The organism is Collimonas sp. GW821-FHT02H07 (genome assembly GCF_059421505.1).
Genome location: NZ_JBWKVC010000004.1, coordinates 209,543 through 233,414 on the forward strand (window position 1 = coordinate 209,543; position 23,872 = coordinate 233,414).

22 protein-coding genes are annotated in these 23,872 nt (G+C 60.6%); 18 read left to right on the forward strand and 4 right to left on the reverse strand.

Annotation, left to right across the window (positions count from 1 at the left end; translation table 11 throughout):
* Positions 1 to 6 precede the first annotated feature (6 nt).
* Positions 7 to 900 (reverse strand): AEC family transporter, encoded by an 894-nt coding sequence (locus tag AC07V8_RS08865; RefSeq protein ID WP_494678166.1) that lies wholly within the window; start codon positions 898 to 900, stop codon positions 7 to 9.
* A gap of 493 nt (positions 901 to 1,393) precedes the next feature.
* On the opposite strand from AC07V8_RS08865, the gene AC07V8_RS08870 reads away from it, so the two are divergent.
* The 9 genes from AC07V8_RS08870 (at position 1,394) to lpdA (ending at position 11,882) form a co-directional block, all read left to right on the forward strand.
* Positions 1,394 to 1,927 (forward strand): methylated-DNA--[protein]-cysteine S-methyltransferase, encoded by a 534-nt coding sequence (locus AC07V8_RS08870; protein ID WP_494678165.1) that lies wholly within the window; start codon positions 1,394 to 1,396, stop codon positions 1,925 to 1,927.
* Positions 1,924 to 2,862: a site-specific tyrosine recombinase XerD gene (xerD, locus tag AC07V8_RS08875; protein ID WP_494678164.1), complete on the forward strand. Its 939-nt coding sequence runs from the start codon at positions 1,924 to 1,926 to the stop codon at positions 2,860 to 2,862. Before AC07V8_RS08870 ends, xerD begins: the two co-directional genes overlap by 4 nt.
* Before the next feature lie 140 nt (positions 2,863 to 3,002).
* The gene (locus AC07V8_RS08880) at positions 3,003 to 3,191 is read left to right on the forward strand and encodes a hypothetical protein (protein ID WP_494678163.1); all 189 of its coding nucleotides are present in this window, start codon (positions 3,003 to 3,005) and stop codon (positions 3,189 to 3,191) included.
* A 138-nt stretch (positions 3,192 to 3,329) separates the two neighbouring features.
* Positions 3,330 to 3,815, forward strand: a complete 486-nt coding sequence (gene ybaK, locus AC07V8_RS08885) for a Cys-tRNA(Pro) deacylase (protein ID WP_494678162.1) — start codon at positions 3,330 to 3,332, stop codon at positions 3,813 to 3,815.
* A gap of 54 nt (positions 3,816 to 3,869) precedes the next feature.
* Positions 3,870 to 4,490: a glycerol-3-phosphate 1-O-acyltransferase PlsY gene (plsY, locus tag AC07V8_RS08890; protein WP_494678161.1), complete on the forward strand. Its 621-nt coding sequence runs from the start codon at positions 3,870 to 3,872 to the stop codon at positions 4,488 to 4,490.
* Between the two features lie 408 nt (positions 4,491 to 4,898).
* Entirely contained in the window at positions 4,899 to 7,595 is a 2,697-nt protein-coding gene (gene aceE / locus AC07V8_RS08895) for a pyruvate dehydrogenase (acetyl-transferring), homodimeric type (protein ID WP_494678160.1), read from the forward strand.
* Between the two features lie 129 nt (positions 7,596 to 7,724).
* Entirely contained in the window at positions 7,725 to 9,056 is a 1,332-nt protein-coding gene (aceF, locus tag AC07V8_RS08900; protein WP_494678159.1) for a dihydrolipoyllysine-residue acetyltransferase, read from the forward strand.
* 78 nt (positions 9,057 to 9,134) lie between these two features.
* Positions 9,135 to 9,704, forward strand: coding sequence for an Ntn hydrolase family protein (locus AC07V8_RS08905; protein WP_098493896.1), 570 nt, complete (start codon positions 9,135 to 9,137; stop codon positions 9,702 to 9,704).
* A 72-nt stretch (positions 9,705 to 9,776) separates the two neighbouring features.
* Entirely contained in the window at positions 9,777 to 11,882 is a 2,106-nt protein-coding gene (lpdA, locus tag AC07V8_RS08910) for a dihydrolipoyl dehydrogenase (RefSeq protein WP_494678158.1), read from the forward strand.
* A gap of 161 nt (positions 11,883 to 12,043) precedes the next feature.
* Here lpdA and AC07V8_RS08915 read toward each other — a convergent pair whose 3' ends face one another.
* Together AC07V8_RS08915 and AC07V8_RS08920 are read right to left on the reverse strand one after the other, a co-directional pair.
* On the reverse strand, positions 12,044 to 12,526 hold the full coding sequence (locus AC07V8_RS08915) for a C40 family peptidase (RefSeq protein WP_494678157.1): 483 nt from the start codon (positions 12,524 to 12,526) through the stop codon (positions 12,044 to 12,046).
* Positions 12,527 to 12,549: 23 nt separating this feature from the next.
* On the reverse strand, positions 12,550 to 13,770 hold the full coding sequence (locus AC07V8_RS08920; RefSeq protein ID WP_494678156.1) for an acetylornithine transaminase: 1,221 nt from the start codon (positions 13,768 to 13,770) through the stop codon (positions 12,550 to 12,552).
* A 388-nt stretch (positions 13,771 to 14,158) separates the two neighbouring features.
* Between AC07V8_RS08920 and AC07V8_RS08925 the strand changes: the two genes are divergently transcribed.
* Complete coding sequence (locus AC07V8_RS08925; RefSeq protein WP_494678155.1) at positions 14,159 to 15,244, forward strand: hypothetical protein; 1,086 nt, start codon at positions 14,159 to 14,161, stop codon at positions 15,242 to 15,244.
* The gene (locus AC07V8_RS08930; protein WP_494678154.1) at positions 15,241 to 15,792 is read left to right on the forward strand and encodes a hypothetical protein; all 552 of its coding nucleotides are present in this window, start codon (positions 15,241 to 15,243) and stop codon (positions 15,790 to 15,792) included. The genes AC07V8_RS08925 and AC07V8_RS08930 overlap by 4 nt, the downstream gene beginning before the upstream one ends.
* A 23-nt stretch (positions 15,793 to 15,815) precedes the next feature.
* Here AC07V8_RS08930 and AC07V8_RS08935 read toward each other — a convergent pair whose 3' ends face one another.
* Positions 15,816 to 16,841 (reverse strand): CDP-6-deoxy-delta-3,4-glucoseen reductase, encoded by a 1,026-nt coding sequence (locus AC07V8_RS08935; protein WP_494678153.1) that lies wholly within the window; start codon positions 16,839 to 16,841, stop codon positions 15,816 to 15,818.
* A gap of 11 nt (positions 16,842 to 16,852) precedes the next feature.
* Here AC07V8_RS08935 and AC07V8_RS08940 point away from each other — a divergent pair, with 11 nt between their 5' ends.
* From AC07V8_RS08940 to lhpH, 7 genes are all read left to right on the forward strand, one after another.
* Positions 16,853 to 17,779 carry an SDR family oxidoreductase gene (locus AC07V8_RS08940; RefSeq protein ID WP_494678152.1) on the forward strand — a complete coding sequence of 309 codons (927 nt, stop codon included), beginning with the start codon at positions 16,853 to 16,855 and terminating at the stop codon, positions 17,777 to 17,779.
* A gap of 154 nt (positions 17,780 to 17,933) precedes the next feature.
* Entirely contained in the window at positions 17,934 to 18,707 is a 774-nt protein-coding gene (locus tag AC07V8_RS08945; protein ID WP_494678151.1) for an ABC transporter ATP-binding protein, read from the forward strand.
* Positions 18,704 to 19,711, forward strand: coding sequence for an ABC transporter substrate-binding protein (locus AC07V8_RS08950; protein ID WP_494678150.1), 1,008 nt, complete (start codon positions 18,704 to 18,706; stop codon positions 19,709 to 19,711). The genes AC07V8_RS08945 and AC07V8_RS08950 overlap by 4 nt, the downstream gene beginning before the upstream one ends.
* 55 nt (positions 19,712 to 19,766) lie before the next feature.
* Entirely contained in the window at positions 19,767 to 20,540 is a 774-nt protein-coding gene (locus tag AC07V8_RS08955; RefSeq protein WP_211443413.1) for an ABC transporter permease, read from the forward strand.
* A 19-nt stretch (positions 20,541 to 20,559) separates the two neighbouring features.
* The gene (locus AC07V8_RS08960) at positions 20,560 to 21,375 is read left to right on the forward strand and encodes a transporter substrate-binding domain-containing protein (RefSeq protein ID WP_494678149.1); all 816 of its coding nucleotides are present in this window, start codon (positions 20,560 to 20,562) and stop codon (positions 21,373 to 21,375) included.
* Between the two features lie 239 nt (positions 21,376 to 21,614).
* A complete protein-coding gene (locus AC07V8_RS08965) occupies positions 21,615 to 22,742 on the forward strand; it encodes a branched-chain amino acid ABC transporter substrate-binding protein (protein ID WP_494678148.1) in 1,128 nt (375 codons plus the stop codon).
* Between the two features lie 105 nt (positions 22,743 to 22,847).
* The gene (gene lhpH, locus AC07V8_RS08970) at positions 22,848 to 23,858 is read left to right on the forward strand and encodes a trans-3-hydroxy-L-proline dehydratase (protein WP_494678147.1); all 1,011 of its coding nucleotides are present in this window, start codon (positions 22,848 to 22,850) and stop codon (positions 23,856 to 23,858) included.
* The last annotated feature ends 14 nt before the right edge of the window (positions 23,859 to 23,872 follow it).

The window sequence follows — 23,872 nt, forward strand, 5'->3', positions numbered from 1 at the left end:
GACCATTTAGCGCTGCAACATCCACAGCCAGAACGGCAGCGTCAAGGCTGACAGCATGGTGCCGGCAGAAATCAGGAATGCCACCAGCGGGCCGTTGCCGCCCATGCGCGCGGCCAGTATGTAAGCGCTGGAAGCGGTAGGCAGGGCGCAGAACAGCACCACGATCTGCAGTTGCGACGGCGCCAGGCCGAGCCACTGCCCCAGCATCCAGGCCATGGCAGGCAGCGCCATCAGCTTGAGCGTCAGGAAATAGGCGGATAGCGCCTTGGCTTGATGCACGCCGCTCAGGCGCAGGCCCGCACCCACCAGCAGCAAACCCAGCGCCAGTGCGGCGTTGCCCAGGCGCGACAAGACTGCGCCCGCCACTTCCGGCATCGGCAAGCCGCACAAGCTATACAGCAGGCCGCAGGCAGTGGCGATCAGCAAGGGATTGCGCGCCAGTTCCTTGAACAGGCCGCCGCTTTTATGCGCCAGCGCATGCACTGCGGCGAGATTGCATAGAGGCACGCCAAAACCGATCAGCAAGGCCATCATGCCGGTCGCCTGCTCGCCGCCCAGCCGCGCGGCCAGCGCGAGCGCCATATAGGAATTGAAGCGGTAACCGGTTTGCATGCCGGACTCATAATCCATGGGCGCCGCCTTGATCCAGGGTTTGCCCAGCCAGGTAAGGATGATGGAGCCGAGCAAGGCGCACATGCCGACCGCCAGCATTTTGCCGCTGGTGTCGAAGCTCAAAGGGGTACGCGCAGTGGAGTAAAACAGCAGGGCGGGGAACAGCAGGAAATACACCAGTTTTTCCGCACCGGTCCAGAACGCGCTGCCCCAGTCGCTGAAACGGTGCAAGACCGCTCCCAGCAGTATCAGTGAAAAATCGGGAAGCAACAGGTTGACGATGTACATGGAGAGGCGGATATTGTGTGAAGTGGTCTGGTACAGCGCGGCGTTTCGCGCAAATTACGATGCAATGGCGACGTTTATTTCCATGTGGAAATTTAATCGAAGTTTATTTGATTGGTTTGATAAGGGTTTAGTCTAAACCTATGTTGTTTGCGCAAATTCATTCATATAAATTATTTGTTAAATCTGGGTAACACCTGTTACAGTGCGACCACAATTTGACATTGCGAGACAAAAAGCAGCGGCTCAGGCCAGTTGAACCGCATTTTTTGGTTTCCAGCAGGCAGCACAGGATTCAGATTTTTTAAGCAGCAGAAAAAGCGGCAATGCGCTTGAATGACAGAGTTATAGGTGGTGGTGCATAAAAACGGTATTGATACCGGGGATACTGAGGAGACCGTGCGGTCCAAATGAAGCTGTCTAAACAGCCGGGATTGCACACGGAGTAATTTGAGGCGCATCGACAGATGCGCCTTTTTTATTTTATGCTGTGGCTATGAACATTATTTCCGATAGTCCGTTGAAGCGAGTCGCAGGCGGCCAGCTTCCCTCCCAGCACTTCACCGCCGTGGTCGCTGCGCCATTCGGCGCGGTAGGCATACGCACCGACGCCGGCCTGCTGCGCGAACTGGTCTATCTGCCTCCTTCCTTCCACGAGAAAGATGCCAGCGACGCGTTGTCGGCGCGCGTGGCCGAGCAGGTCAGCCGTTACTTCGAACAGCCCGATTTCCGTTTCGACCTGCCGCTGGCGCCGCTGGGCACCGCCTTCCAGCATCGCGTCTGGAAAGCGATTTCCGCGATACCGCGCGGCCAAGTCCTGACTTACGGCCAGGTCGCCAAGCTGATCGAATCGGCGCCGCGCGCGGTCGGCCAGGCTTGCGGCGCCAACTGGTTTCCACTGGTGATTCCCTGCCACCGCGTGACTGCCTCCGGCGGCATCGGCGGCTTTTCCCACCACGACGATGCCGACGGCTTTCACCTGCGGGTCAAGCGCTGGCTGCTGCAGCACGAAGGCGTGACCGGCCTGTGAGAAGATCCAAGGCCGAGCTCGCGGCCAGACCCGTGCTGCAGGCAGAGCATCAAAGCGCAATCGACGAATTTTGCGACAGCCTGTGGCTGGAAGACGGCCTGGCCAAGAATTCCCTGGAAGCTTACAGGCGCGACATGACCCTGTTTGCCTTCTGGCTGCAGGAGCAGCCGGACGCCAAATCGCTGCTGGCGGTCAATGCCGGCGACCTCAACGCCTATTTCCTCGCCAGGCACGACAGCAGCAAGGCCACCTCGTCGAACCGGCGGCTGGCGGTGCTGAAGCGTTTCTATCTGCTGGCGCTGCGGCAAAACCGCATCAGCGTCGATCCCTGCCTGCATCTGCGCTCGGCCAAGCAGGCGCCGCGTTTTCCCAAGGTGCTGTCGGAGGCCCAGGTGGAGGCGCTGCTGGCCGCGCCGGATGTGGCTACGCCGCTGGGCCTGCGCGACCGCACCATGCTGGAACTGATGTACGCCAGCGGCTTGCGGGTCTCCGAGCTGGTGCTGCTGAAGTCGCTGGAAGTCGGCATGAATGAAGGTGTCTTGCGGATTACCGGCAAGGGCAGTAAAACCCGTTTGCTGCCGTTTGGCGAAGAGGCGCGTAACTGGATCGTGCGCTACCTGCAGGACGCGCGCGGCCAGATCCTCAACGGCCAGATGGACGACGCCTTGTTCGTGACAGCGCGCGGCGGCGCCATGACGCGCCAGATGTTCTGGACCCTGATCAAGAAGTACGCCGCCAAGGCGATGATCAACGCCCCTTTGTCGCCGCATACCCTGCGCCACGCATTCGCCACCCATTTGCTGAACCACGGTGCGGATTTGCGCGTGGTGCAGCTGTTGCTGGGACACGCCGACATATCGACCACGCAGATTTATACCCATGTGGCGCGGGAACGCCTGAAAGCCTTGCATGCCGCGCATCACCCGCGCGGATAAAACCACGCCTGTGGAAGTTGCTATAATGAAACAATAAGTGGGCGCTTTGGCAAGCTTCCGCGGTGCTGAATTCTGCATCTTCCCAATTATTCTCCTGTATCCTGTACTACATCATTCAAGAGTCTATTTAGGGGGCGCAATTGGCAAAAACGAATTTTCAGTATGAAAAACGGCAAAAGGAATTAGAAAAGAAAAAAAAGAAGGAAGAAAAGCTGAAGCGCAAGCTGGAGAAGGGTTCTTCTTCCGAAACTGAAGTCGAAGAGGCAGCCGACGAGGGTGCTGAACCTGCGACTGGCGAACCTGCCGCCGACGAGCCGAAGCAGCCTTGAGTACGATGACGGCAGCTTGACTCCATGGATTGCGGATCGAGGACGACTCCTATCCGCGGTCTGTCGCTGCATCAGGTTTTAAGAAAGATAAAAAGCAAGCAGACGTCCGGCACAGGGCGCTGCATCCGCATTCCCGGTATGGCAAAACATATTTCAGAGACCCCGGCCACGCAATTCCTGCGCAAGCACGGCGCAGTCTTTTCCGAACATCCCTATGCATATGAGGAACACGGCGGCACCACGGTATCGGCGCGCGCCCTTGGCGTCGATGAACATCATGTGGTGAAGACCCTGGTCATGCAGGATGAAGCGGCCAGGCCGCTGATCATCCTGATGCACGGCGACCGCAAGGTGTCGACCAAGAACCTGGCGCGGCAGACCGGCCATAAATCGGTCGAACCTTGCAAGCCGGAAGTGGCCAACCGCCATTCCGGCTACCTGATCGGCGGCACTTCGCCGTTTGCCACGCGCAAGCAGCTGCCGGTTTATATAGAAGAAAGCATCCTGAGCCTGCAGAAGATATATATTAACGGTGGCCGGCGCGGCTATCTGATCGGCGTGGCGCCGCAGGTCGTGGTCGATCTGCTGCAAGCGAAAACGGTCCAGTGCGCACTGGAAGAGTAAGCGCCCCTAAATTAAATTAATTGAATTGATTAAGACAAAAAGAAAGAGACACGCATGTACACATTGTTAGCCGTGATTGGCGCCTACCTGCTGGGTTCGGTTTCATTCGGCATCATCATCAGCAAGCTGTTCGGGCTGAGCGATCCGCGCAGCTACGGTTCCAACAACCCGGGCGCGACCAACGTCCTGCGCAGCGGCAACAAGGCTGCTGCTGCGCTGACCCTGCTGGGCGATGGCTTCAAGGGCTGGCTGGCGGTATGGCTGACGCAAAGATACGGGCCGCAATTCGGCCTCGGCGACGGCGCCGTGGCGCTCGCTGCGGTAGCCGTATTCCTGGGCCATCTGTGGCCGGTGTTCTTCCGCTTTGCCGGCGGCAAAGGCGTGGCCACCTTGCTGGGCATCCTGATCGGCCTCAATCCTTGGCTCGGCCTGGCTACCATCGGCACCTGGCTGATCATTGCCTATGCTTTCCGCTATTCGTCGCTGGCAGCCCTGGTCGCCAGCCTGTTTGCGCCTTTCTTCTATGCCTTGATGGAAGGGCCGGACATGATCTTGCTGGCGATCGTGGTAATGAGCGCCTTGCTGATGTATCGCCATGCCAAGAACATCGGCAATCTGCTGGCCGGCAAGGAAAGCCGCATCGGCGCCAAGAAGAACGGCGGCAAGGCGGCGTAGCCAGGCCGGGATTGCCTGGGCAGGTAACGGGAGTGTGGATAAAAAAGCGCTGACCATTTCAGGTCCAGCGCTTTTTTATTTGGATTTATGGAATTCCTTATATCGAATTGACTATAAGTCTTAATTTTATGATGTCTATATGTAATTATTGTTGCGTCGCGACATATGAATAAGCCTGCATATTTTGCTTACAGACCAATGACATTACTTTTGGGATAGATGTTTTTATGAGGATTCGCCTTGCTATGCAGCATATTTTCATAATATGAAACGTCATATCGCTATTTGGAAATGGAAAAAACTCCTGTTAGAATTTGGCGTCCGTCTACAAAGTGACGTAGATGCTTGCGACCCAACCCGCTAATCCGATGCTAAATTGGACAGGCGCACAAATTCAGGAGACTCAGCATGTCAGCCCAGCTCGACCAGGTTTTGGCCCAAGCCGCCAACGATCCAGATGTCATAGAAACCCAAGAGTGGCTTGACGCGCTCGAAGCTGTTATTGAAACCGAAGGTCCTGAACGCGCCCACTATCTGATGGAAAGAATGGTCGACCTGGCGCGCCGCCGCGGCGCCCAGATCCCGTTTTCCAGCAACACCGCTTACGTCAACACCATCCCTGCCCACATGGGCGAGCATTGCCCGGGCGATCTGGAGATCGAAGAGCGCTTGCGCTCGTGGATGCGCTGGAATGCGATGGCGATGGTGGTCAAGGCTAACCGCCTCGACGGCGACCTCGGCGGCCACCTGTCCAGCTTTGCCTCGCTGGCCAACATGCTCGGCATCGGCTTCAACCATTTCTGGCACGCGCCTTCCGAAAACCACGGTGGCGACCTGCTGTACATCCAGGGCCACTCCTCGCCAGGCATCTACGCCCGCGCTTTCCTGGAAGGCCGCCTGACTGAAGAGCAGCTGCTGCATTTCCGCCGCGAAGTCGACGGCAACGGCCTGTCTTCCTATCCGCATCCGAAGCTGATGCCGGACTTCTGGCAATTCCCTACCGTATCGATGGGCCTGGGCCCGCTGATGGCGATCTACCAGGCGCGCTTCCTCAAGTACCTGCATGCACGCAGCATCGCCGATACCGCCAACCGCAAGGTCTGGGCCTTCTGCGGCGACGGCGAGATGGACGAACCGGAATCGATGGGCGCGATCGGCATGGCCGGCCGCGAACGCCTGGACAACCTGGTGATCGTGGTCAACTGTAACCTGCAGCGCCTGGACGGTCCGGTGCGCGGCAACGGCAAGATCATCCAGGAACTGGAAAGCGATTTCCGCGGCGCCGGCTGGAACGTCGTCAAGGTGATCTGGGGCGCGGGCTGGGACGATCTGCTGGCGCGCGACAAAGAAGGCATCTTGCAGCGCGTGATGATGGAAACCGTCGACGGCGAATACCAGAACTACAAGGCCAAGGATGGCGCATTCGTGCGCAAGCATTTCTTCGGCAAGCATCCGAAATTGCTGGAGCTGGTCAGCAAGATGTCCGACGACGATATCTGGCACCTGACCCGCGGCGGCCACGATCCGCACAAGATCTACGCTGCCTTCAAAGTGGCGCAGGAACACAAGGGCCAGCCGACTGTCTTGCTGGTCAAGAGCATCAAGGGTTACGGCTTCGGCAAGTCCGGCGAAGCGCGCAACACCGCGCACAACACCAAGAAGCTGGACGACGAAGCCATCAAGGCCATGCGCGACCGCTTCCAGTTGCCGATCTCCGACGAGCAGCTGCCGAGCGTGCCGTTCTTCAAGCCATCCGACGACACCCCGGAAATGCAATACCTGCACGCCCGCCGCAAGGCGCTGGGCGGCTACCTGCCGCAACGCCGCCAGAAAGCCGACGAAGAGCTGATCGTGCCGGAACTGTCGGCATTCAAGGGCGCCTTGGAGCCAACCGCTGAAGGCCGCGAGATTTCCACCACCCAGGCTTATGTGCGCATCCTGAACACCCTGCTGCGCGACCCGAGTCTGGGCCAGCGCGTGGTGCCGATCATGGTCGACGAATCGCGTACTTTCGGTATGGAAGGCCTGTTCCGCCAGATCGGTATTTTCAGCCAGGTCGGCCAGCTGTACGAGCCGGTCGATAAAGACCAGGTGATGTACTACCGCGAAGACAAGGCCGGCCAGATTCTGCAGGAGGGCATCAACGAAGCCGGCGGCATGAGCTCGTGGATCGCGGCGGCGACGTCGTACTCGACCAACAACCGGGTCATGATCCCGTTCTACACCTACTACTCGATGTTCGGCCTGCAGCGTATCGGCGACCTGGCCTGGGCAGCCGGCGACATGCGCGCCCGCGGCTTCCTGCTGGGCGGCACCGCTGGCCGTACGACATTGAATGGCGAAGGCTTGCAGCATGAAGACGGCCACAGCCACGTGCTGGCGTCGACCATCCCGAACTGCGTGCCTTACGATCCGACCTTCTCGCACGAAGTGGCAGTCATCATGCATGACGGCCTGCGCCGCATGGTCACCAACCAGGAAGACGTGTTCTACTACCTGACCCTGATGAACGAGAACTACAGTCATCCAGGTCTCAAGGAAGGCCAGGAAGAGGGCATCATCAAGGGTCTCTACCTGCTGCAGGAAGGCGGCAAGAAGAACAAGCAGCGCGTCCAGCTGATGGGCTCCGGCACCATCCTGCGCGAAGTCATCGAAGGCGCAGCCTTGCTGGCGAGCGACTGGGGCGTGGATGCCGATGTCTGGTCGGCGCCGTCGTTCACCCTGCTGGCGCGCGACGGCCAGGACGTGGAGCGCTGGAACATGCTGCACCCGACGGAAACTCCGCGCGTGGCGCACATCACCCAGTGCCTGCAAGGCACCAGCGGTCCGATCATCGTCTCCACCGACTACATGCGCACCTTTGCCGAGCAGACCCGCGCCTTTGTGCCGGCCGGCCGTACCTTCAAGGTGCTGGGCACCGACGGTTTCGGCCGTTCCGACACCCGCGCCAAGCTGCGTGAATTCTTTGAAGTCAACCGCTACTATGTGGCAGTGGCGGCACTGAAAGCATTGGCCGACGAAGGCAAGATCAAGGCCTCGGTTGTGGCCGATGCAATTACCAAGTATGGTATCAATCCGGACAAGCCGAATCCGGTCACGCAATAAGGTACTGGTCTTAATTACTGGGTAAACAGCCAGTATTAAAATTTCCACGGCTGCATATGCGGGCCTGAATTTTCTGAAAAGAAATTCAGGCCCGTAATATGCAGCGGGCAGAATGAATGGAGCTAAGCGATGAGTATGGTGGAAGTCAAAGTCCCGGATATCGGCGACGTCAGTGAAGTTGAAGTCATTGAATTGATGGTCAAGGTCGGCGACACGGTCAAGGTCGACCAGTCGCTGATCACGGTCGAATCCGACAAGGCCAGCATGGAAATCCCGTCCAGCCACGCGGGCGTGATCAAGGAATTGAAAGTCAAGCTGGGCGACAAGGTCAAGGAAGGCACGTTGGTGCTGGTGCTGGAAGCCGATGCTGCCGCAGCGCCGGCCAGCGCGCCGGCCGCGGCGCCTGCACCAGCCGCAGCGCCGGCTGCAGCTGCTCCGGCTCCTGCGCCAGCAGCAAGCGCACCGGCGCCAGCGCCAGCGGTTCCTGCACCGGTAGCAGCAGCCCCGGCCCCCGTCGGCGGCAGCATCCCGCATGCATCGCCATCGGTGCGCAAGTTTGCGCGCGAGCTGGGCGTGGACCTGAGCAAAGTCGCCGGCACCGGCATCAAGGCACGCATCACCCACGAAGATGTGCAGAACTACGTCAAGGGCGTGATTGCAGGTAGCGCAAGCACCAACGGTGCGGCAGCCGCAAGCAAGGGCGGCAGCGGTGTCGGCCTGGATCTGTTGGCTTGGCCGTCGCTGGACTTCAGCAAGCAAGGTCCGACCGAATTGCTGCCACTGTCGCGCATCAAGAAACTCAGTGGTCCGAACCTGCACCGCAACTGGGTCATGATTCCGCACGTCACGCAGTTCGACGAAGCCGATATCACCGAGCTGGAAGAATTCCGCAAGCAAGCCAACGACAGCTACGCCAAGGCCAAGTCGCCGGTCAAGCTGACCATGCTGGCGTTCGTGATCAAGGCCAGCGTCGCGGCGCTGAAGAAATTCCCGGCATTCAATGCCTCGCTCGACGGCAAGGGTGAAAACCTGATCCTCAAGCAGTACTACAACATCGGCTTTGCCGCCGATACGCCGAACGGCCTGGTGGTCCCGGTGATCAAGGATGCCGACAAAAAAGGCATCGGCCAGATCGCCCAGGAAATGGGCGAGTTGTCGGCCCAGGCCCGCGACGGCAAGCTGAAGCCGGCCGACATGCAAGGCGCGACCTTCACGATTTCGTCGCTGGGCGGCATCGGCGGTACGGCTTTCACGCCTATCATCAATGCGCCTGAAGTTGCGATCCTGGGTTTGTCGAAAGCCTCGATGAAGCCAGTGTGGGACGGCAAGCAGTTCGTGCCGCGCCTGATGATGCCGACTTCCCTGTCCTACGACCACCGCGTGGTCGATGGCGCCATGGGTGCGCGTTTCAGCGTCTACCTGGCCGATGTCCTGGCCGACATGCGCAAGACATTGTTGTAATACCAGCGGGCGGAAAAAGATCGTCACCCTGCTTTTTCCGCCACTTGCGGTCGTTTGGCAAACCGATGGAGAACAACTATGACTACCTGTGTCGTCGTTAAAAAAAATGGGCAGATCGCGATTGCCTCGGATTCGCTGGTGACATTCGGCGATACCCGCTTGTCGCATGCCTACGAGGTCAACAACAAGATCTTCCAGGTCGGCGAATCGTATATCACCCTGGCCGGCACCGCCGCCCATTTCCCGGTCATGCGCAAGCTGCTGACCGGCATGGGCGAAGACTGCAAGCTGACTAACCGCGAAGACGTGTTCGAAACCTTTTCCAAGGTGCACGGCATTCTCAAGGATCAGTATTTCCTGAACACCAAGGAAGACGAGGATGACCCATACGAGTCGTCGCAGATCACCGCGCTGATCGCCAATCCTTACGGCATTTTCGGCGTGTATTCGTATCGCGAAGTATTCAGTTTCGACCGTTTCTGGGGCATAGGCAGCGGCCGCAATTTCGCCCTGGGGGCGATGTATGCGGTCTACGACCAGGATATCAGCGCCCAGCGAATTGCCGAGATCGGCATTCATGCCGGCGTCGAATTCGACAAGAGTTCTGCCACGCCGCTGCGTATCCACAGTTTTGAAATGAAATCCTGAGCGGCGCACAACGCATCGCCTACATCACACACATCGTCTTCCGGCAGGGAGAGAGAGCATGGAGCAAACGCTATGAGCATGGTTGAAGTCAAGGTCCCGGATATCGGCGACGTCAAAGAAGTTGAAGTTATCGAGCTGATGGTCAAGGTCGGCGACACCGTCAAGGTCGATCAGTCGCTGATCACGGTCGAGTCCGACAAGGCCAGCATGGAAATCCCGTCCAGCCAGGCTGGCGTCATCAAGGAAATCAAGGTCAAGGTTGGCGACAAGGTCAGCGAAGGTTCGCTGGTCCTGGTGCTGGAAGCCGCTGGCGCCGCTGCGGCCCCAGCCGTCGCTGCCGCGCCCGCGCCTGCTGCACCGGCGGCTGCTCCTGCAGCGGCTGCAGCACCAGCAGCCCCTGCTGCCGGTGTCGCCAGCACGATTGAAATCAAGGTGCCGGATATCGGCGACGTCAAGGAAGTCGATGTCATCGAACTGATGGTCAAGGTTGGCGACACGGTCAAGGTCGACCAGTCGCTGATCACGGTCGAATCCGACAAGGCCAGCATGGAAATCCCATCCAGCCAGGCCGGCGTCATCAAGGAAGTCAGGGTCAAGGTCGGCGATAAGGTCAGCGAAGGTTCCGTGGTCGTCCTGCTGGAAACCACCAGCGCTGCCGCGCCGGCCGCTGCTGTTTCTACCGCCGCTGCGCCAGCTTCGGCAGCAGCACCAGCAGTTGCCGCGCCGGCTGCCGCCAGCTTCGGCGGCAAGGTCGATGTCGAGTGCGATACCGTGGTGCTGGGCGCCGGTCCTGGCGGCTATACCGCGGCTTTCCGCGCCGCCGACCTGGGCCAGAGCGTGGTCATGATCGAGCGCTACCCAAGCCTCGGCGGGGTCTGCCTGAACGTCGGCTGTATTCCGTCCAAGGCCTTGCTGCATGCAGCCAAGGTGATCACCGAAGCGGAAGAGATGGCGCACTTCGGCGTCAAGATGTCGGCGCCGGAAATCGATATCGATGCGCTGCGCGGCTGGAAGGAAAGCGTCATCAAGAAACTGACCGGCGGTTTGTCCGGCCTGGCCAAGGCGCGCAAAGTGCAGGTGCTGACCGGCAAGGGCGAATTCAGCTCGGCCAATACGATCACCGTGGCAACCGCGGATGGTCCAAAGGTGGTCGGCTTCAAGAACGCCATTATTGCAGCCGGTTCTTCAGTCGCCAAAATCCCTGGCTTCCCTTACGACGATCCGCGCCTGATCGATTCCACCGGCGCGCTTGAGCTGCGCCAGATTCCAAAGAAACTGCTGGTCATCGGCGGCGGCATCATCGGCCTCGAAATGGCTTGCGTGTATGACGCGCTGGGTTCCAAGGTCACCGTGGTCGAATTCGCCGACGGCCTGATCCCCGCGGCCGACCGCGATGTCGTCAAGCCGCTGCAGAAACGCATCGAGAAGCGCTACGAAGCGATCTACCTGAAGACCAAGGTGACCAAGCTGGAAGCCTTGAAGGAAGGCCTGCGCGCAACCTTCGAAGGCGCCGACAGCAGCTCGCCGGCAGCACCGGAACCGCAACTCTACGATATGGTGCTGGTGGCCGTGGGCCGCCGTCCTAACGGCAAGGAAATCGCGGCAGAGAAGGCCGGCGTCATCGTCAACGAGCGCGGCTTCATCCCGGCCAACAAGCAGCAGCGCACCAACGTTTCGCACATCTTCGCCATCGGCGACATCTGCGGCGATCCGATGCTGGCGCACAAGGCCACCAACGAAGCCAAGGTGGCGGCGGAAGTCATCGCCGGCCACAAGGTCGAGTTCGACGCCATGACGATTCCTTCGGTGGCATACACCGATCCGGAAATCGCCTGGATGGGCCTGACCGAAACCGAAGCCAAGGCCAAGGGCATCCCGTTTGAAAAAGCCAATTTCCCGTGGGCCGCCAGCGGCCGCGCGCTGGCGATGGGACGCGACGACGGCATGACCAAGCTGCTGTGGGATCCGACCACCAAGCGCATCATCGGCGCCGGCATTGTCGGCGTGAATGCGGGCGAGCTGCTGGCGGAAACCGTGCTGGCGATGGAAATGGGCGCCGACCTGGAAGACCTGGCGCTGACCATCCATGCGCATCCGACCTTGTCGGAAACGCCGATGTTCGCGGCTGAAATGGGCCTGGGTACGATTACCGATCTGTTCATTCCAAAGAAAAAATAAGCAGATGGTAGGGTGGGCACCCCGTGCCCACGCGGATCGCAAATTTTGCTGGTGTCGCCCATCAACATTCAGCGTGGGCAGGAAAACCTGCCCACTCTACAAAAAAACGCCGCTCCGGTTTGCATCGGAGCGGCGTTTTTATTATTGACAGTCAATCTCAATCAGTCGAAATATCTGCGCACTGCCTCAAAGCGCGCCGCGTAATAGCTGTTGTCGAGACGGTCTATGCGCACCTTGCCGTTGGTCGACGGCGCATTGATGAAGCGGCCGTCGCCGATATAGATGCCGACGTGGGAAAACGGGCGGCGCATGGTATTGAAGAACACCAGGTCGCCCGGCCGCAGTTCGGCCTTGCTGATAGGGCGGCCCTGGCGCGCAATGTCGGCCGCGCTGCCGCTGACCTTGAGGCCGGCCGCCTGGCGGTAGACATAGCTGACCATGCCGCTGCAATCGAGCCCGGCTTCCGGATTCTTGCCGCCGAAGCGGTAGTTGGTGTCGATCAGGCCGAGCGAGTAGATGACGATATCGTTGCCTTTATCGCTGATCGGCGTGTTGTCGTCGGAGCCGGGGCGGACCAAGCCGGTGCCGCCGCAGGCTGCCAGCAGCAACGCCAGGCAGCAGATAAAGAGATTTCTGATCGTCATCAAGCATGCACCCTTATTCGGTTTTACTTCTTGATCTGGCTGATCACGTCCGACAGCATCGCGATCATCTGGTCGATTTCCGCAATCGTCACATTCAGCGAAGGCATGAAACGCAGCAAGTTAGGCCGCGGCGAGTTCAGCAGCAGGCCGACCGGATTCAGGTCGCGTGCGATATCGACGATCTGCGGGCCGATGTCGCTACCCAGTTTCAACGCCCGCAGCAAACCTTCGCCGCGTTCGCCTTCGAGCCCGTGCTTCTCGGTCAGTTTCAGCAGCTCGGCGCTCAGGTAAGCGCCCTTGTCTTTCACCGACTGCAGGAAGCCCGGCGCCAGCAAGGTTTTCAGCACCGCGACGCCGACTGCCGTCATCAGTGGATTGCCGTTGTAGGTGCCGCCCTGGTCGCCGGCTTCAAACACGGCGATCTCTTCACGCGCCAGCAAGGCCGCCAGCGGTACGCCGCCGCCGATGCCTTTGCCGAGGGTCATGATGTCCGGCTGGATGCCCGACAGCTGGTAGGCAAACAATTCGCCGGTGCGGCCCATGCCCGATTGCACCTCGTCGACGATCAGCAGGATGCCGCGCTGCTTGGTCAGTGCGCGCAAGCCTTGCATGAATTCGCGGGTCGCCGGAATCACGCCGCTTTCGCCTTGCACCGGCTCCAGCATGACCGCCACTGTCTTGTCGTTGATCAGCTGTTCGACGCTGGCGAGGTCGTTCAGTTCCGCTTTCGGGAAGCCCGGCACTTGCGGCGCGAAAATCGTGTCCCAGCCCGGCTTGCCGCTGGCCGACATGGTGGCCAGGGTGCGGCCGTGGAAGCTGTGATTGAAGGTGATGATTTCAAAGCGGTTGTGGCCGGCCTGGTTGGGATTCTTCTTGCCCCATTTGCGCGCCAGCTTGATCGCGCCTTCGTTGGCTTCGGCGCCGCTGTTGGTGAAAAATACGCGGTCGAAGCAGGAGTTGGCGGTCAGCAGGTTGGCCAGTTCAATCGATGGCGCATTGTAGAAAGCGGGCGAAGGATTGAGAATCTTCTTCGATTGCGCGACCAGGGCATCCTGGATGCATTGCGGCGAATGGCCCAGTGCATTGACTGCCCAGCCTTGCAGATAGTCCAGGTAGCGCTTGCCGGTGTGATCCGTCATCCACATGCCGTCGCCTTCGGTAAACACCAGCGGCGGGCGGTTGGTGATGTACATCAGGTCATTGACTGGATATTGGTTGAATTCCCGCATTTCCCGCTGTTCCATTCGATAGACTCCTAAAAAGGGCAAAAAAAAACCACAGGCATCGCCTGTGGCTTCGTGATCAGACAGCGTTCACGCGCACGGCTTACCTGGCAAAGGTAATGAAATATGGCGTCGCAACAAGGTCTGGATCATGTTCATGACGCAAATATTAGGACTTTTTGTGTGGTGCGTCAAAAAAAATTTATGGGCTTGTTGCAGCTCATCGGGACGCATGCCTTGAAGTTTCCTCTCGACGCCCGCCCACGTTGGATGGCCGGATTGTCAAAATAGTTCTTAAAGGCAATAAAATCTGATATCTTGCATTATTATGACTTTGATCATGGCGCCGCTCGCTGCCGGAAGTGATGGTGCAACGCCGCCGCTCTGACCATTCGCGAGGAGGTGTGATGTGACATTTCCGCCTGATAAAACATTGAAGTCGTCGCGGCCGCTGGCGATGCACCACCTGATGCTGCTGCAAGGGATGCAGTTTGCCTGGATAGTCCGCTCGGCCCTGGCCCAGGGCCGCAATCTCTGGAGCGGCGAGCCGAAGCGAGAGCTGGCTGCCCGTTCCAATCCTTTGTTTGCTGTCGCCGATCTGTTCGAGCGCACGCCGCGCGGCCGTTTGAAAAGGGCCGACAAGCTGACCGTGCTGCTGGGCTATCCCTATGTGAAGCACGCGGTGCTGCCGTGGCAGGACGGGCTGACCAGTTCAGCGGACTGGCAAAGATATGCCAATGCAGTGTTTGATGCACAGGATGGCCATGCCAATCCGCAGCGCCAGGTAGTCGTCGATCCGGCGCCGTTCGGCCAGCCTCGGCTGGCGGCGGCAGCCGATGCCGCGCTGATAGAAGGGGTGCAGACGCTGGCCAGGCTGCACAAATTGCGCCTGGTTTCCTGCACCTCGTTGCTGACCGCCGCCGTGCAGCGGCACTGGAACTTGCTGGAAGACGATTGTGTCCTGAGCCTGCCGCAGCCGGAGGCTCTCGAATGTCTGTTCAGAAAGCAGGGAGCGTGGCAGGGCGTGTGCGGCATGGCGGTTGCGCCGGATGCTGAGTTGGCTGCTAGCGTCGCCGCCGGTGCAAGGCTAAGCAAAGCCACTGCCGCAACCGAGAGTACGGTTCCCCTGCTGGCGGTGACGCCGTTCTTGAGCGCTTCCGGCCATCCGCAAGAGCAGAAGCATCCTGTGCGCTGGCTGGGGCCTGCGCATCCCTGGCTGACAGGCAGCCGCGGCCTTGAACGCCTGCATGGCTTCGCGCACGGCCTGGCGCTGGCCGGACCAGCCGTTGCCGACGCGCCGGCTGCCGACCAAGCCGGCGCCAGGGATTACAAGTGGGGGTACTGGACGGCCGACAATCTCATGGCGGAGCAATCCGGACGCTATGGCGCATGGGGCAAGCAGATATCGCGCCATCCCCTCAACTGTTCCAGCTTTAGCGTGATTTACTTCAGGCCGCGGCCGCCGGCTTCGCGGCGGAGAAAGGAGTTGCGATGAGCGATCGTTCCTTGAAGCTGCGGACTGCGGACGCCAGCCCGGCGCTGGATTTTGTGCGGCCGCAAACGCGCCCCGGACGGCGCTTGCCGCTGATACTGTTGACGATACTGGTGGCGGGGGCGCTGGCATTGCAGGGAGGACGGGTGTGGACGTCAACCAGAATTGCTGCCGCCATGCCTGAAAAATCCATGAAAATACTGGCGGTTGGTGAGAAGAGCAGCAATATGCCGGCGTCGGCAGAGGAAAATGACCGCGCTCAGCTCGCGGCGGTGGAGCAGGCGCTCGCCCAGGACAAGCCTGCTGTCGCCGCTGCATTGCGGGCACACGATAAGACAAAGGCAGATCCTGGAGCAGGAGCAGCACGACGGCGGCCGGTGCCGCACTCGCCTTCACGCGTGATGGCGGCAAGCGGAGCGAAGCCGGTCGATCATGCCGGCGCGGAAGCGTTGCCGGCAAGCGCCGGGCGGCCCGAGCCGCAGCAAGCGATCGTCATGCCTGAAGTGACGCTTAAAAGCCACGTGCGCCTGACGAGCGAGGCGCGCAATTAAGTGCGCCGCGCGGCTGTGCCTGCCTAAGCGGCCAGATCCGCTTCCGAAGTAAACGCATCCGCATAAAACTCTTCCGCCGGCAATTTGCACAGGGCGACAAAATCGCGCTGTGCCGATTCCACCACCACCGGTGCGCCGCAGGCATACACCTGGTAGGCGGACAGGTCCGGCAGATCGTCGATCACGGCCTGGTGCACGAAGCCGCTGCGGCCCTGCCACTGGTCTTCCGGCTGCGCATTCGAAATCACCGGCACGAACTTGAAGTTCGGCAGCGTCGCCGCCCATTCCTCGCACAGCGCCATCATGTACAGATCTTGCGGACGGCGGCCGCCCCAGTACAAAGTGATCGGCCGTTGCGAGCCGGTATGGGCGCATTGCTCGACCAGCGCCTTGATCGGCGCGAAGCCGGTGCCGGAAGCCAGCAGCACCATCGGCTTGTCCGAATCTTCGCGCAGGAAGAAAGTGCCGAGCGGGCCTTCCATGCGCAGGATGTCGCGCTCTTTCAGGGTGCTGAATACCTGGTCGGTAAACAGGCCGCCCGGCATGTGGCGGATATGCAGCGTCAGGTGCTCATCCTTGTAAGGTGCGTTGGCCATGCTGTAGCTGCGGCGCTTGCCGTCGCGCAGGATGAATTCGATATATTGGCCGGCCAGGTACTGCAGGCGCTCATTGGCCGGCAGTTGCAGGGATAGCACGACCACGTCGTCGGCTACCTTGTCGATCTTGGCTACCCGGGTCGGCATTTTACGCACCGGGAATTCACCGATGCCGGCGACTTCGCGCGCCTCGATGGTGACGTCGGAATGCGGCGTGGCGCAGCAGAACAGGGCGAAGCCCAGCTGTTCTTCCTTCACCGGCAGGGCTTTTTCCTGGTGCGCGCCATGGCTGATTTCGCCGTCCAGCAGCTTGCCCTTGCAGGAGCTGCAGGCGCCGTTCTTGCAGCCGTAAGGCAGGCCGACACCGGCGCGTATCGCCGCGTTGAGGATGGTTTCGCCGTCGTCGCAAGTAAATTGTCGGCCGCTAGGCTGAACCGTTATCTGAAAACTCATACAATCCTGTAATGAAAAATATAAATATAAAACCCCACCATAGCGATAAGCTTGGCAAGCCGCGCCTGCTGATTCTCGGCTGCGGCGATGTCGGGCTGCGTTTGCTGCAGCTGCTGCAACACCGGTTCCGTGTCTTCGCGGTCACCAGCCAGCCGGCCCGCTGTGCCGAGCTGCGCGCCGCGGGGGCGATTCCGCTGGTGGCGGATCTTGATCAACCGTCAACATTAGGGCGCCTGGCGCGCCTGGCGCAGGTAGTCGTGCATCTGGCGCCGCCGCAGTCTGCCGGCGAAAAAGACCGGCGCACCCGCAATCTGGCCGCCATTTTACCCGAGCGCGCCACTCTTGTTTATATCAGCACCACCGGCGTCTACGGCGATTGCGGCGGCGCGCTGATCGATGAAACCCGGGTGTTGGCGCCGCACAACGGCCGCGCCAAGCGCCGTGTCGACGCGGAACAGGTGCTGCGCGCCTGGGCCCGGCGCCGCAATGGCCGGCTGGCGATCCTGCGCGTGCCCGGCATTTACGCGGCCAACCGCCTGCCGCTGGAACGCTTGCACAAGGCAACTCCAGCCCTGATCGCTGAAGACGACGTGTATACCAACCATATCCACGCCGACGACCTGGCGCGGATTATTGCCGCCGCGCTGTTCAAGGCAGCGCCGTTGCGGGTCTACCACGCCAGCGACGATTCCCGGCTCAAGATGGCGGAGTATTTCGATCTGGTAGCCGAAGCTTTCGGCCTGCCGCCGCCGGCGCGGCTGCCGCGCACCGAACTGGCGCAGGTGGTGTCGCCGATGCTGCTGTCATTCATGTCGGAATCGCGCCGTCTGCAAAACCGGCGCATCAAGCTGGAGCTCGGGGTGCGCCTGCGCTTTCCTGACGTTGCAGCGGCTTTGCCGGCGCTGGCAGCGGAACAGCAAGCCAAGCCTGGCGGCTAAAGTCTGCTGCCATGCGAAGGTTTTATATCTGTTTTTTGCATAAGCATAGAAGTTATAAGTTGTTGTAAGCCGGAAAGTTGACCGATAAAGTGAAAAGTAAATAAAAAATCCACTTTATATGCGCTTGCCGACTAAGCGGCGCTGCAACTTCCCCATGCAATTATCTTTCAAGCACGTCAACAAGCAGTTCTCCGGCTTGCCGGTGATAGCCGATTTCAGCCGCGAAATCGGCGAGGGCGAACTGGTCGCGCTGGTCGGACCTTCCGGCTGCGGCAAATCGACGCTGCTGCATCTGGCGGCCGGTCTCGGCGCTCCCAGCAGCGGCGCGGTGCTGGCCGATGGCGTCAGCATCAAGGGCCCGCACCCCGAACGCATGCTGATGTTCCAGGAAAATGCCTTGTATCCGTGGCTGACGCTGGAAGCCAACGTCGCGCTGGCGCTCGAGCTGCAAAAAATAGGCAAGGCCAGCGCCCGCCAGCAGGCGCGCGACTGGCTCGCCAAGGTCAGCCTGCAGGGTTTCGAGGCCTACTATCCGCACCAGGTGTCCGGCGGCATGCGGCAGCGGGCGGCGCTGGCGCGCGCTTTCATCAGTAAGCCGAAAGTGCTGTTGCTGGACGAGCCGTTCGGCGCGCTCGATGCCTTGACCCGCATGACCTTGCAGGATTCCCTGCGCCAGCTGATCCGGGAGGAGCGGCCGACCGTGCTGCTGGTCACGCACGATGTCGACGAAGCCTTGTTCCTGGCCGACCGCATCCTGGTGTTCAGCCCGCGCCCGGCCACGGTGCTGCGCGAATTCACGCTGAACCGGCATGAAAAGACCCACGACCTGTCCGAATTTGCCGCCACCCGGCGCGAGATTCTGTGCCTGCTCGGGATTCACGCGGAGCAGGACGCATTTGCCAAAAAACTTGAGGATATCGCCGCATGAGATTCATAAAATTCGTCAATTCCGGATTCAAACTATTCTTGTTGCTGCTGGCGCTGGCAGGCCACGCCTCGGCCGCCGAAAAATTCAAGATCGGCTACCTGCGCGTGATGGACGATGCGCAGGCGATCGCTGCGTTTGAAGGCGGCTTCTACAAGAAACATGGCCTGGATGTCGAACTGATCGAATTCAAATCCGGCACCGATCTGATCAAGGCCATTGTCGGCGGCCAGCTGGATAGCGGCGTGCTCGGCTTTACCAATGCCGCGGCCTGGGCTTCCAAGGGCGCCGATTTGAAAGTGGTGGCGGGCGCCCAGCACGGCTATCACGCGCTGGTGGTGCGCGAGGACAGCGGCATCAAGGATGTCGCCGGACTCAAGGGACATACTCTGGCGTCGCAGGCGGAAGGCAGCACCGCCGACACCGTGCTGAAAGGCGTGACGCTGAAGAACGCCGGCCTGAAAGCCGATGACGTCAACATCCTCGGCGTCAGCCCGCAGGTGGCGGTGCAGTCGCTGGTCGGCAAGCGCGTCGACGCCGCTTTCCTGTTCGAACCGCAGGCCAGCATTGCGAAACTGGTGGCGCCGGTGAAGCAGATTTATGAAGTCGGCGAAGTCTGGCCTTTCCCTTGCATGGTGGTGATCACTTCCGGCGAGACGCTGGCGAAGCGGCGCGAGGCCGTCTGGAAATCGCTGGACGCGCAGCGCGAGGCGATCAACCTGCTGCAGAAAGATCCGGCCGCGGCGTCGAAACTGATCGCCGGCTATTTCATCGCCGACCCCACCCTGAAAACCCTGAAGCAGGGCGACCTGCCACGCGAGACGGTGATCAGCGACGCCATCAAGAGCCAGACCTTCAGTGCCGTGCTGACGGCCAAGGAACTGGCGCGCATGCAGGAACTGGCGGACATCCTGCAACAGCAGGGTTCGCTGAAAACGCGCGACGGCAAGCCGTTCAACGTCAACGCGATCATCGACCTCGGCTGGCAAAAAGACCGCAAGCTGTAAGCTGTGCCGCAGCTAAGCATCTCTTTCAACAACGACGTATTGTCCTGGTTCATCTATGAGTACTCAAAGCCGGCTGCTCGGTTACCGCAAAAAGCTCGCCATGCTGCTGGCCATCGTGTTCATCTTCCTGCTGTGGCAGATCGCTGCCTGGTCCTTGCCGGATTTCCTGATGCCGGGCGTGCTGCCGGTGCTGGGGCGCTTGTGGCAAGAGGCGCAGACGCCCGAGTTCCGCACCGCCTTGTGGGGCAGCCTGACCCGCCTCGGCGGCGGCTATGCGGCGGCGATGCTGTTCGGCATCGGCTTCGGCCTGGTCGGCGCGGTGCTGTTCTTCTTCCGCGAAGTGCTGAAGTCGGCCATCATCATCCTGCAGTCGATTCCCTCGATTGCCTGGGTGCCGCTGTTCCTGATATTGATGGGTTTCGGCAACCTGCCGATCATGGTGGTGGTGGCGCTGGCGGCTTTTTTCCCGGCGGCGCTGAGCGTCATGAACGCTACCGAAAGCGTGCAGCAAGTGCATGTCTCGGCGGCGCGAGTGATGGGGGCGACGCGCTGGGACATGCTCAAGCGCGTGTACCTGCCGGCGGTCATGCCGGAGCTGATCACCGGCGCCCAGCTGGCGTTCGGCAATGCCTGGCGCGCGCTGATTTCGGCCGAGATGCTGATTGGTTTCGGCAAGGGCCTGGGCCGCACCCTGGCTTATGCCGGCGAGACAGCCGACATGGTCGGCGTCATGACCAACATCCTGGCGATTGCGATCCTGGCGGCGCTGATCGACCAGTTCATCCTGGAAAACCTGAAGCATCGCGTGTTGCGCTATCAGTACGTCTGATGGCGCCTGGCTGACTACCATGAAAGGCTTCTGTCCGCGCGCCGCGCTCTTCCTGTTGCTGGCTTGCGCCTTGCAAGCAACCGCGGGCGCGGCGAGCTTGCAGCAGATCCGGCAGCGCGGCACGTTGCTGGTCGGGGTCGACCACGTCGCGCCGTCCTACGTTGCCGGCGCCAAGTACCGTACCCAGGGAAGTTTTGACCAGACCGTGGCGGCAGACCTGGCGCAGCGGCTCGGCGTGCGCCTGAAGACGGTCGCCGTGACGGTGCAAAACCGCCGCCAGGCGCTGGCGCAAGGGCAGGTCGACCTGCTGCTGCTGAGCCTGCCGGATGCCGAGGCCGCTGCTTTGCGCGCCAGCGCCAGCCTGCTGCCGACCGCCTATCAGGCCGGACCCAAACTGATCATGCGCAGCGATACCGACATCAAGCGCCCGGCGCAACTCAAGGGGCGCAGCATCTGTCTGGCGCAAGGCAGCGTCTTTGCCGGCACGATGGCGGCCAATTATTCCGCGATAGAGAAAATATACCCGGCGCCGGCCGACGCCTTGCTGGCGCTCAGGACCGGCGCCTGCGACGCCGCCGTGCATGACGATACGCTTCTCGACGGCATGCTGGCGCTGCCCGAGTGGAAGAAATTTTCAGCCAGCCTGCCGCTCAAGGGCAATCCGGCGCGGCTGACCTTTGTTCTAAGGCCGGCGGATAGCCAGCTGGCCGCCTATCTGCAACAGCGCAATCTGGAGTGGGGCCGCAGCAACTACTGGCCGGTGCAGCAAAAAAAATGGATCAACGACGTCGCCTTCGAAGTCTACCTGGACCAGAACGTCCCCGACTGCCACTGAATTTCATTCAGCGCATCTGCCCGATTTATTTCCCAACACCTTGGATAGCAACTAAAATCCAGGATAGATCGCATCTTTTTTCCATCGAATCTACGGAGAAGCCGTCGCATAAAAGAATTTAATGTGGCGGCGTCCCTGCTAGGATTCGATCTGCAAGAGCCGTCCCCGGACTCCCACGCCTAACGATGGGTGCCGTTATTAAAAAAACATTATATTAAAGACAGACGAAAGGAAAAGCCATGTACGCACGGACCAAATTGATGATGGTGATGTTGGCAGCATTCCCAGCGCTCGCGATGGCGCAGGAGACACAGGTAGTAAAGATCGGCTTTAGCAGCCCGCTGACCGGCCCTCAGGCATCGGCTGGCCGCGACAACCAAGGCGGTCTGGCCATGGCGATCGACAAGCTGAATAGCCAGGGCATGGTTATCGGCGGCAAGAAAATCAAGTTTGAAGCGCAGATGGAAGACGACCAGGCGGATCCGCGTGCCGGCGTCGCCGTGGCGCAAAAGCTGGTCGACATGGGCGTCAAGGCAGTCGTCGGTCCCTATAATTCCGGCGTGGCGATTCCTGCTTCGCGCGTGTATAACGATGCCGGCATCGTCATGGGCACCGTGGCCTCCAATCCGAAAGTGACTCTGCAAGGCTTCCACTCGGTGTTCCGCGTGGCTGCCAGCGACAGCCAGCTGGGCGGCAAGATGGCGCTGTATGCGGCCAAGGAGCTGAAGGTCAAGACAGTCTCGATCATCGACGACCGCACTGCCTACGGCCAGGGCCTGGCGGAAGAGTTCTCGAAGGTCGCCAAGGCGAACGGCATCAAGGTGCTGGGCAACGATTTCACCAACGACAAGGCGACTGACTTCACCGCTATCCTGACCTCCATCAAGGCCAAGAAGCCGGATGCGGTTTTCTTCGGCGGCTACTCGCCACAGGGCGGTCCTATGATGCGCCAGATGAAACAGCTGGGCGTAGACGTCAAGTTCCTGGGCGGCGATGGCATCTGCGCTCCGGAAATGGGCCGTCTGGGCGGCGATGCGATTACCGACCAGGTGTACTGCACCCAGGGCGGCGCCTTGTTGGACAAGCTGGCTTCCGGCAAGACTTTCGCGGCGGATTACCAGAAGCGTTACAACCGTCCTGCAGAAACCTATGCAGCCTCGTTCTACGACGGCATGATGCTGATCGCCCAGGCGATGAAAGACGCCAACTCGGTCGAGCCTAAGCAATACGCCGCGGCGCTGGAAAAGATTCACTACAAGGGTGTTGCCGGCGCGTATGAGTTCGACGCCAACCACGACCTCAAGCAGTCGCCTGTGACGGTGTACCGCTTCAAGGCTGGCGCACCGGAAGCGCTGACCAGCTACTAAGCACCACCGGGGCCGGCTGCGCCAAGCGTAGCCGGCCTTTTTTCTGAGGCGGGCGCATCATGTCGCCGGCCATGCAGTTCTTTCCCGTTTCTCCAAAAAATTCCCATGCTAAGTTACACACGCACCATCCATACGGTCGATGCGCATACCGGCGGCGAACCGCTGCGCATTGTGATTTCCGGCTTGCCGCCGGTGCCCGGCAAGACCATCCTGGAACGCCGCAGTTGGCTCAAGGCGCAGCACGATGAGCTGCGCCAGTTCCTGATGAACGAGCCGCGCGGCCACGCCGACATGTATGGCGCCTACCTGCTGCCGCCGGTGACCGAGGCTGCGGATTTCGGCGTGATCTTCATCCACAACGAAGGTTATAGCGACATGTGCGGCCACGGCATCATCGCGCTGGGCAAGGTGCTGGTCGAACTGAATCATGTCGAGCGCACGGTGCCGCTGACGCGCATCGGCTTCGACACGCCGGCCGGCTTCATCGAAGCCCAGGTCGAGTGGGACGGCCAGCGCGCCGGCGCCGTCACCTTCCGCAACGTGCCGGCCTTCATCTATCAGCGCGATGTCGAAGTCGAGACGCCGAGCTTCGGCAAGGTCAGCGGCGACATCGTGTTCGGCGGCGCTTTCTACTACTACATGAACGGCGACCAGGCCGGCGTCCGGATCAAGCCCGAGCAGGTGCGCCAGCTGATACAGCTGGGCGCGGAAACCAAGCAGGCGGTCAAGGACAAGATCAAAATCCAGCATCCGCTGGAGCCGGGCCTGGATACCCTGTACGGCACCATCATCGACGGCGCGCCGAATGATCCGGCGGCGGACCAGGCCAACGTCTGCATCTTTGCCGACCGCGAAGTGGACCGCTCGCCGACCGGCACCGGTACTTCCGGCCGCGCCGCGCAATTATTCCTGCGCCAGAAACTGGCGCTGAACCAGACGTTGGTGAATGAGAGCATTGTCGGCAGCTGCTTCCGCGTGCGCGTGACCGAGACCGCCAAGGTGGGCGGCTTCGACGCCGCCATTACCGAAGTTACCGGCAATGCGCATATCATGGGCTTCAACCAATGGGTGCTGGAAGACAGCGATCCGTTTCCGCAAGGTTTCTTCTTGCGCTGATCTCGTTTAAGGAT

Bases quoted from the DNA above. Each gene is read 5' to 3' on its own strand.
- AC07V8_RS08865 (WP_494678166.1), bottom strand. From the start codon at position 900: ATGTACATCGTCAACCTGTTGCTTCCCGATTTTTCACTGATACTGCTG.
- AC07V8_RS08870 (WP_494678165.1), top strand. From the start codon at position 1,394: ATGAACATTATTTCCGATAGTCCGTTGAAGCGAGTCGCAGGCGGCCAG.
- ybaK (WP_494678162.1), top strand. From the start codon at position 3,330: ATGGCAAAACATATTTCAGAGACCCCGGCCACGCAATTCCTGCGCAAG.
- plsY (WP_494678161.1), top strand. From the start codon at position 3,870: ATGTACACATTGTTAGCCGTGATTGGCGCCTACCTGCTGGGTTCGGTT.
- aceE (WP_494678160.1), top strand. From the start codon at position 4,899: ATGTCAGCCCAGCTCGACCAGGTTTTGGCCCAAGCCGCCAACGATCCA.
- aceF (WP_494678159.1), top strand. From the start codon at position 7,725: ATGAGTATGGTGGAAGTCAAAGTCCCGGATATCGGCGACGTCAGTGAA.
- AC07V8_RS08905 (WP_098493896.1), top strand. From the start codon at position 9,135: ATGACTACCTGTGTCGTCGTTAAAAAAAATGGGCAGATCGCGATTGCC.
- lpdA (WP_494678158.1), top strand. From the start codon at position 9,777: ATGAGCATGGTTGAAGTCAAGGTCCCGGATATCGGCGACGTCAAAGAA.
- AC07V8_RS08915 (WP_494678157.1), bottom strand. From the start codon at position 12,526: ATGACGATCAGAAATCTCTTTATCTGCTGCCTGGCGTTGCTGCTGGCA.
- AC07V8_RS08920 (WP_494678156.1), bottom strand. From the start codon at position 13,770: ATGGAACAGCGGGAAATGCGGGAATTCAACCAATATCCAGTCAATGAC.
- AC07V8_RS08930 (WP_494678154.1), top strand. From the start codon at position 15,241: ATGAGCGATCGTTCCTTGAAGCTGCGGACTGCGGACGCCAGCCCGGCG.
- AC07V8_RS08935 (WP_494678153.1), bottom strand. From the start codon at position 16,841: ATGAGTTTTCAGATAACGGTTCAGCCTAGCGGCCGACAATTTACTTGC.
- AC07V8_RS08940 (WP_494678152.1), top strand. From the start codon at position 16,853: ATGAAAAATATAAATATAAAACCCCACCATAGCGATAAGCTTGGCAAG.
- AC07V8_RS08945 (WP_494678151.1), top strand. From the start codon at position 17,934: ATGCAATTATCTTTCAAGCACGTCAACAAGCAGTTCTCCGGCTTGCCG.
- AC07V8_RS08950 (WP_494678150.1), top strand. From the start codon at position 18,704: ATGAGATTCATAAAATTCGTCAATTCCGGATTCAAACTATTCTTGTTG.
- AC07V8_RS08955 (WP_211443413.1), top strand. From the start codon at position 19,767: ATGAGTACTCAAAGCCGGCTGCTCGGTTACCGCAAAAAGCTCGCCATG.
- AC07V8_RS08960 (WP_494678149.1), top strand. From the start codon at position 20,560: ATGAAAGGCTTCTGTCCGCGCGCCGCGCTCTTCCTGTTGCTGGCTTGC.
- AC07V8_RS08965 (WP_494678148.1), top strand. From the start codon at position 21,615: ATGTACGCACGGACCAAATTGATGATGGTGATGTTGGCAGCATTCCCA.
- lhpH (WP_494678147.1), top strand. From the start codon at position 22,848: ATGCTAAGTTACACACGCACCATCCATACGGTCGATGCGCATACCGGC.